This is a genomic window from Thalassolituus sp. UBA675 (assembly GCF_002297765.1).
Lineage (GTDB): Bacteria > Pseudomonadota > Gammaproteobacteria > Pseudomonadales > Oceanobacteraceae > Thalassolituus.
Genome location: NZ_DBNJ01000002.1, coordinates 1 through 8488, shown reverse-complemented (window position 1 = coordinate 8488; position 8488 = coordinate 1). Strand labels below are relative to the sequence as shown.

Sequence of the window (8488 nt, the reverse complement as noted above, 5' to 3'; positions counted from 1 at the left end):
GCTTAAGTGAACAGCATTACGGCAGTTGCCGGGCTTTTTACCGTCTGAGTGTCTATTCAGTCGTCTACTCAGGCGTCGATCAACTTACCTGGGTTCATGATGTTATTCGGGTCGAACACCTTTTTAACTGCACGCATATAAGCGATTTCTGCCGCAGAGCGCGTGTATTCCAGATACGGTTTTTTAGTCATACCTACGCCGTGTTCCGCAGACACAGAGCCCTGATATTTTTCCACGATCTCGAATACCCAGGTCGATACCTTACCGCAACGTTCGAAGAATTCTTCTTTCGCCAGGTCATCAGGCTTGAGGATATTCAGGTGCAGGTTACCGTCACCAATGTGACCAAACCAGATGATCTCAAAGTCTGGGTATTCACGGGTTACGATCTCATCAATGTCGCGCAGGAACGGCGGTACTTTAGAGACCACAACCGAGATGTCGTTTTTGTACGGCGTCCATTCAGAAATTGTTTCAGAAATGTCTTCACGCAGACGCCACAGGTTCGCCGCCTGAGTTTCGCTCTGGCTAATAACACCATCGACGACCCAGCCTTCTTCCATGCACTTCTCAAACTGCACCATCGCCTGATCCATGTCGGCATCCGTCACAGCTTCAAATTCGATCAGAGCGTAGAAATCCGTGCTGGTTTCAAACGGAGCAGGCACATCGCCTCGTGCCAGTACTTTCTGCATCGCTTTGTCAGAGAAGAACTCAAATGCGGTCAGGTCCATAGTCGACTGGAACTGGCTCAGTACTTTCATTACGTCGTCGAGTTCTGGGATACCAAGCACCAGCACGGTCAGGTTTTTCGGTGTGCGAGTCAGGCGCATGGTCGCTTCAGTCACAAAGCCGAGCGTACCTTCACCACCGATGAAAAGCTGGCGCATATCGTAACCGGTGTTGTTTTTCATCAGGTCTTTATTCAGTTCGAGGATCTCGCCCTCCCCCGTCACGACCGTCATACCAGCAACCCAGTCCCGGGTCATACCCCATCGGATCACTTTAATACCGCCGGCATTCGTTGAGATGTTTCCACCAATCTGACTGGAGCCCGCAGAGGCAAAATCAACCGGATAGAACAAATCATTATCTTCAGCGAAGGTCTGCAGCTGCTCTGTAATGACACCCGCACCACACTTAACCGTACGGTCAGTCGCATTGAAATCAGAAATCTGATTCATGTAATCAAAGGCAACCACCACCTCGCCGTTAGCAGCAACAGCACCGGCACTCAGACCTGTACGTCCACCTGATGGCACCAGGCCAACGTTCTGAGCGTTTGCAAATTTTACAATGTCAGCGACTTGCTGCGTTGTCTTCGGGAAGACAATTGCGGATGGCTTCGGTGGATAGATCTTGGTCCAGTCCTTACCAAAGGTCTCAAGAGAATCGGCATCAGTGCGCACTTTGTCTGCGCCAACGATGGCTGAAAGCTGCTCAACCAGAGCGTCTTGTGTCAACGTGGTCATGGAGTTACCCGATGTTTGAATCATATTCACCTCGAGTTGAGCAATATTCGCGTTGAATTCATGCTCTGAGGCTCACTTTAATAAAGGTATATGCTAGCATACGCGCCTTATTTTTCGGAGCGGTTTTGAACCGCCTCATCCCGTCTGCCGTCAGGCATGCCGGGACATGACAGCTATTACTTACTGACTATAGGTACCACCATGGCACAAACGTCCCTGGATAAAAGCAAGATCAAGTTCCTCTTGTTGGAAGGCGTACACCAGTCTGCTCTCGATACACTGCAGGCTGCTGGCTACACCAACATCGAGTATCTAAAGACTTCGCTGCCGGATGACGAGCTGAAAGCCGCCATCAAAGACGCTCATTTTGTGGGCATTCGTTCACGCACTCAGCTCACCGAAGAGATCTTCGACGCTGCTGAGAAGCTGATTGCCGTCGGTTGCTTCTGTATTGGCACCAACCAGGTTGACCTGAAAGCAGCAACCAAGCGTGGTATCGCGGTATTTAACGCTCCCTACTCCAACACCCGCTCTGTAGCAGAACTGTCACTGGCAGAAATAATCATGCTGATGCGCGGTGTCCCTGCGAAAAACGCCGAATGTCATCGCGGCGGCTGGAGCAAGTCTGCGGTTAACTCTTACGAGATCCGTGGCAAGAAGCTGGGTATCGTGGGTTACGGTTCGATCGGTACTCAGCTGTCGGTCATGGCCGAAAGCATGGGTATGGAAGTATTCTTCTACGACGTCGTAACGAAACTGCCAATCGGTAATGCTAAGCAGGTCGGGACTCTGAACGAACTGCTGAACATTGCTGACGTTGTATCTCTGCACGTTCCGGAAACACCTTCCACTAAATGGATGATGGGCCCAGAGCAGTTTGAGCAAATGAAACAGGGTTCTATCCTGTTGAACGCGTCACGCGGCACTGTGGTTGATATCGATGCGTTGGCAGATACCGTACGCAGCGGCAAACTCCTGGGTGCGGCCATCGACGTATTCCCGGTTGAACCACGCTCTAACAGCGAAGAGTTTGTCTCACCACTGCGCGAATTCGACAACGTGATCCTGACCCCGCACGTCGGTGGTTCTACCATGGAAGCTCAGGAAAACATCGGTAAAGAAGTAGGTGAGAAGCTGGCTCAGTACAGCGACAACGGCACCACCACTTCTTCAGTGAACTTCCCTGAGGTGGCTCTGCCATCCAACCCGAACGTTCACCGTATTCTGCACATCCACAAAAACGTACCTGGCGTTATGAATGCCATAAACAGCATTCTCGCCGACAACAACATCAACATCTGTGGTCAGTACCTGCAGACCGTTGAAGAAGTTGGCTACGTTGTGATCGATGTTGCGGCTGATGCGTCAGATCTGGCTCTGGAGAAAATCAAAGAGGTTGAGGGTACCATTCGCGCCCGCGTCCTTTACTAAGATCGGAGCTACCTGCGTTGCCAGAGCTTTGTTAAAAACTTCTGAAGAATATGACCGCCATGGATGGCGGAAATGCAGATTTTGCAGGAGCAAAAATCTGCCTCACTTACATCCAGTAGGCTCCGTTTCCTCAGAAGTTTTTGCCTCGCTCTGACCGCCTCGGCAACGCTCCCGACACAGCGCTATGCAGTTAATGCTAGCGAAAATAAAAAAGCACCCTCGGGTGCTTTTTTATTGCCTCGTACTTCTGTTTCCATCGTCGGGACGCAGCAAGTACATCCCTGTATGCTTAGCTGTGCCATCCATGGCACAGATACCCGCCTCACGGAAACAGAAGCACCACGCTTAAATCTCAAAGCCGCAAGTAGTATCAACCCCCAACCGTAAGTGATGACTTACACCCGCCGGAATCTCGTCCGCGTGGTGGGTCACATACAGAAGCGTAATGGTTTTCTGTTCTGATAAACGACGGATAAACGCCAGCACCATTTCGCGGCTTGGGTCATCCAGCCCCTGACAGGGCTCGTCGAGAATTAACAGCGGTGGTTGTTTGATCAGAGCGCGGGCAATCAACACCAGGCGTTGCTCACCATACGACAGATGATGCAGGCTCTGATTAGCTTTGTGACGCAGGCCGATGACTTCCAGCCACTGCTCCGCGAGACGTCGGTCGTCATCCCCCGCCGCCTGATACAGACCAATACTGTCGTATAAACCAGAAATCACGGTGGTCAGCACATTAGTGGTCGCCCGGTATTCCCACTGTAGTGACGACGACACCAGACCTATATGCTTTTTGATGTCCCAGATGGTTTCGCCGCTACCGCGCTTCATACCAAACAGATACAGCTCGTTGCGGTAGCACTGTGGGTTATCGCCTGTGATCATCTGCAGCAGACTGGTCTTACCGCAGCCATTAGGACCTGTGATCGCCCAGTGCGCCCCCGGCTCAACCTGCCAGTTGAGATCAGAAAATAGTGTGCGCTCGCCATAGACGATTGAGCCATTCACCAGATGCACCAGCGGATCATCAGCGTTCAAGCCATATTTCACCGGCGCTTCCGGGAAATCCGATAACGGCTTATCAAAGTGCAGTAACGAGTGAACCTCTGGCGAAGTAAGTACCGACTCACGTTCGCCCTGAACTATTAAGCGGGCATCGTGAACAAACGCCAGATGCGTCAGCCAGTCTGGCAGTTCATCCAAACGGTTCGCTACCCACAGCAGACGCTGGCCACTTTCATGAAGCTTAAACAGCGCCTCTGCAAGCGCCTCGCGACTGTTTGCATCCAGACCTTCGAGCGGTTCATCCAGAATCAGTAAGTCGGGCTTCTGCCGCACCGCATTCACCAGCATCACCTTACGGCTCTCGCCCGTCGATAATGAGCGGAAACCTTGCGACAGAATGTGCTCCATTCCCAACAACTGAATCCAGTCGGCGACTTCCTCGACCGGTGCCAGCAATTCACTGACCAGCGTTCCGATGTCCTGTTGATCCATCAGATCAGATTCATCTTCCCGGCGCTCCTGCTCAATCAACGCTGCCTGCGTCTCAAGCGACACAAAGGCGACGCACTCAGGCAGACCAGACACCTCACCGTGGCTGAGACGCACATCACCGGCAAACAAGCGCGACAGCACCGTCTTACCGCTGCCATTCGTCCCGATAATGCCCCAGGTCTGATCCGCCGACACCGACCAGTCAACAACAAGATTTCGCCCGTCATGCAGACGCGCACGGAGTTCTTTAAATTCAGTTTTCATAGCGAAACTTAAGGAGCTTAAATTAACGAAGGGGGTTTTGAAAAAGCGTCAGCGAGGAAGGTGTGGCAAGGCAAAAGTTCGCGAGAAGGCGGAGCCTACTGATTGTAAGTGAGGCAGATTTTTGCTCCTGCAAAATCTGCATTCCTGCCGTCCATGGCAGTCATATCAATCGCGAATTTTCACACCGCCACAGCAGCGCAACCAGCGTCAGCCTGGAGGCCAGGACAGATCACGGCCGCCAATTATATGCATATGCAAGTGGAACACCGACTGCCCCGCTCCAGCACCATTATTAATCACCAGACGGAATTTATCCCCAAGGCCTTCCTGCTCGGCAACTTTATTCGCTACCAGCATCATATGCCCCAGTAAAGCAGCATCCGTTTCTTCGGCGTCACATAAACGCGGAATCGGCTTACGCGGGATCACCAGAATATGCATCGGCGCCGCAGGAAACATATCGCGGAACGCCAGACACTGATCGTCCTCATAAACGATCTTAGCATCCGCTTCACCGCGGGCGATTTTTCCGAAAATAGTATCTTCTGACATATCAGAGTCTCGTTAATGAACGTTAGCCTGAGAGTAACCGAATGCCCCAGTGATCACCACTGTCCGGTTCAACAGTACCGATGCATCCGCCATTCTTCCGAAAGTGTCTGGAAGCTGTCACACGCAGAAGGCACAATACCTATCATTATTAGACATTCTGTAAGGAAACTCTCTGCATGAGTCACCATGAAAGAGCGGGGCAGAAAGCCCTCGCTTCTGATCTTGCCAATATACCCCGACTGATCGCTGACTACTATGTCCGCAAGCCCTCTGATGACACATTGGTAAGCTTCGGAACATCTGGTCATCGTGGCAGTGCCGCAAACGGCTCTTTTAACGAAACGCATATCGCCGCGATCTGCCAGGCGTTATTTGAATATCGCCAACAAAATGACATAACCGGCCCGCTCTACATCGGTATGGATACCCACGCCCTGTCTGAGTGTGCATTTATCACTGCCGTGGAAGTGCTGGTTGCCAACGGCATCAGCGTTCGAGTTCAGCAAGGCCGAGGCTATACGCCAACGCCAGTAATCTCTCATGCAATCCTGACCTACAACCAAGGTAAAACCTCAGAGCTGGCCGATGGCGTAGTGATTACCCCGTCGCACAACCCTCCTCAGGACGGTGGCTTTAAATATAATCCACCGAATGGTGGCCCTGCCGATACGGACGTGACTTCTCAGATTCAGAATCGCGCCAACGAGATTATTAACAGCGGCAGTAAAGACGTTGTGCGTATGGACTTTGCTCAGGCGTGGGCCTCTGATCTGGTAACTGAGTACGACTACATCAAACCTTACGTTGATGATCTCGCCAGCGTGATTGATATGGACGCCATCGCCAAAGCGGGCGTTAAGATTGGCGTCGATCCATTAGGTGGCTCAGGTATCGCCTACTGGGACGTGATAGCCGAGACCTACGGCCTGGACATCACCGTTGTGAATGAAAGCGTTGATCCGACCTTCTCATTTATGACGCTGGATAAAGATGGCAAGATCCGTATGGACTGCTCCAGCCCATACGCCATGGCGGGCCTCATCGACTTAAAAGACAATTTCGACATCGCGCTGGGCAATGATCCGGATTACGACCGCCACGGTATTGTCACGCCCTCCGTCGGCCTGATGAATCCAAACCACTACCTCGCGGTTGCAATAAACTACCTGTACACCCACCGCCCGCAGTGGTCACAGGATCTCGCCATCGGTAAAACACTGGTGTCTTCCAGCATGATCGACCGCGTCGCCGCCGATCTCGGTCGCACCCTCTCAGAAGTCCCTGTGGGCTTTAAATGGTTCGTGGATGGTCTGTACACCGGTAAGTTCGGTTTCGGCGGAGAAGAGAGCGCAGGCGCCTCCTTCCTGCGTAAAGACGGCACGGTATGGTCAACGGATAAAGACGGTATCATCCTCGCTTTATTAGCCGCTGAAATTAAAGCCGTCACCGGCAAAGATCCGGGCGAACACTACATCGCCCTGACCGAAAAATTCTCAGCTCCAGTCTACAAGCGCATTGATGCTGCAGCGACTGGCCCACAGAAATCAGTTCTGAAAAAACTGAGTGCCGATGACGTAACGGCTGAAAAACTGGCTGGTGAAGAGATCAAAGAAAAGCTGACCCATGCCTCAGGCAATGGTGCGGCGATTGGCGGTCTGAAAGTCACCACAGAAAACGGCTGGTTTGCTGCACGCCCGTCCGGAACCGAAGAGATCTACAAGATCTACGCCGAGAGTTTCAAAAATGAAGAGCATCTCGCTCAGATTATTGAAGAAGCTCAAGCGATAGTCAGTGCTACTTTTGATGCAGCTGGAGTATAGGGCTCCATTCTAAGAAGCAGGCGGCTCGTATACAACGACAAGATTACGGCCGCCTTCTTTAGCCGAATAAAGGGCTTCGTCAGCTTTTAACAAAAGGCGGTCAAGTGTCTCATCCCCAGCAGACACAACCGACGTCAAGCCAGTACTCACTGATACGCGTATATAATCGTCATCCGGTAGAATAAACAATTGCTCACCGACATAGCGTCTGAAATGATCCAACAGCCCATAAGCCTTATCTACATCAAGACCCGGAAGGACTAAAGCAAACTCCTCCCCGCCATACCTTGCCAGATGGAATCTTGAAAAGGTGTTTCCAAGATGGTCTGCCAACTGCTTTAGCACTGCATCGCCAGCATCATGGCCATATTCATCATTAATTCCCTTAAAGTGATCAATGTCCATGAGCGCTACAGAGAAAGGCGCTCCCTCAGAGAGCAGCCTCCCCACAAGGTTCTGACCTTCTTCCACAAAAAAACGCCGGTTGTTGAGCCCCGTCAGATAATCTTTGTCAGCTTGCTGCCTGAGTGCTAACAACTGCTCAAGTGCTTCGATATTATTAGTAACACGACAGCTGAATTCTTCCTGCTGAAAGGGCTTCTGCAAGAAATCGTTCGCCCCCTTCTTTATAAACTGTACTGAGATATCCGAATCGTCCTGACTGGAGAGACCAATAATAGCCAGGGGCCTTTTATCGAAACGGTGTCGTATTTCCTGCACAAAGTGGAAGCCATCCATCACCGGCATATGAAAATCAGTAATGACAAGTGATATATCAGAATCCTGATCAAGCAACCTGAGCCCCTCTTGACCATCTCCAGCCTCAACAACAGAGAAGCACTGTAACTTAAGATAGCCCGACACCATCTGACGCATAGTCGAGGAATCATCAACGACCAGAGCTTTCATGCGCCGATTGCGATCCAGGCGATTCAGCATCCGTACCGCATATTGATATGAAAAGCGGTTCTCTTTAATTACATAATCAGCAACACCAGATTTGAGTAACGACTGTCGCTGCTCAAGATCATCACTTCCTGTTAATACAACGATCGGAACTTCTTTATCGAGGAGATATTCAGCCATCTCACCACGGGGCGCATCGGGGAGCGAGATATCGACAAGGGCTGCGACAAGAGAACTTTTGTGGTCCTCATACAACTTTTTACCCTCAGCCATGGTGGAGGCAAACAGTGCAGGCTCAACACGCTGCTGTTTGAACGTATGTTTCAATATTTTCTGGACGATTGAACTATCTTCAATTACGAGAAACACGCACACCTCCCACTGCTTTTTACAGTGTAGGCAGTAAATCTGACTCGGTTAGTGCGGTATACATATTAGACAGGCCAAATATCAATAAGGGGAGTGTGGTGCTGGTTTAGGAGGGGAGCTTCTTCCCGGCAGCGTTGCAGCCTCGGGGGATGTCGGGGATATGATCCCCTTATA

General features: G+C 51.2%; 6 protein-coding genes. 2 read left to right on the top strand and 4 right to left on the bottom strand.

The features are described 5' to 3' along the window. Positions 1-68: 68 nt before the first annotated feature. On the bottom strand, positions 69-1472 hold the full coding sequence (locus B3007_RS00755; RefSeq protein WP_301376845.1) for an FAD-binding oxidoreductase: 1404 nt from the start codon (positions 1470-1472) through the stop codon (positions 69-71). A gap of 201 nt (positions 1473-1673) precedes the next feature. Between B3007_RS00755 and serA the strand changes: the two genes are divergently transcribed. Further along, positions 1674-2903: a phosphoglycerate dehydrogenase gene (gene serA, locus B3007_RS00750; RefSeq protein WP_076517906.1), complete on the top strand. Its 1230-nt coding sequence runs from the start codon at positions 1674-1676 to the stop codon at positions 2901-2903. A gap of 345 nt (positions 2904-3248) precedes the next feature. Here serA and modF read toward each other — a convergent pair whose 3' ends face one another. Both modF and B3007_RS00740 read right to left on the bottom strand, forming a co-directional pair. Further along, positions 3249-4667 carry a molybdate ABC transporter ATP-binding protein ModF gene (gene modF, locus B3007_RS00745; protein ID WP_301376847.1) on the bottom strand — a complete coding sequence of 473 codons (1419 nt, stop codon included), beginning with the start codon at positions 4665-4667 and terminating at the stop codon, positions 3249-3251. Positions 4668-4874: 207 nt separating this feature from the next. Then, positions 4875-5219, bottom strand: a complete 345-nt coding sequence (locus B3007_RS00740; protein WP_076517910.1) for a histidine triad nucleotide-binding protein — start codon at positions 5217-5219, stop codon at positions 4875-4877. 176 nt (positions 5220-5395) lie between these two features. Here B3007_RS00740 and pgm point away from each other — a divergent pair, with 176 nt between their 5' ends. Continuing rightward, positions 5396-7039 (top strand): phosphoglucomutase (alpha-D-glucose-1,6-bisphosphate-dependent), encoded by a 1644-nt coding sequence (gene pgm, locus B3007_RS00735; protein ID WP_301376849.1) that lies wholly within the window; start codon positions 5396-5398, stop codon positions 7037-7039. A 9-nt stretch (positions 7040-7048) separates the two neighbouring features. On the opposite strand, the gene B3007_RS00730 is transcribed toward pgm, so the two are convergent. Beyond that, a complete protein-coding gene (locus tag B3007_RS00730; protein WP_301376851.1) occupies positions 7049-8314 on the bottom strand; it encodes a diguanylate cyclase in 1266 nt (421 codons plus the stop codon). Between the last annotated feature and the right edge of the window lie 174 nt (positions 8315-8488).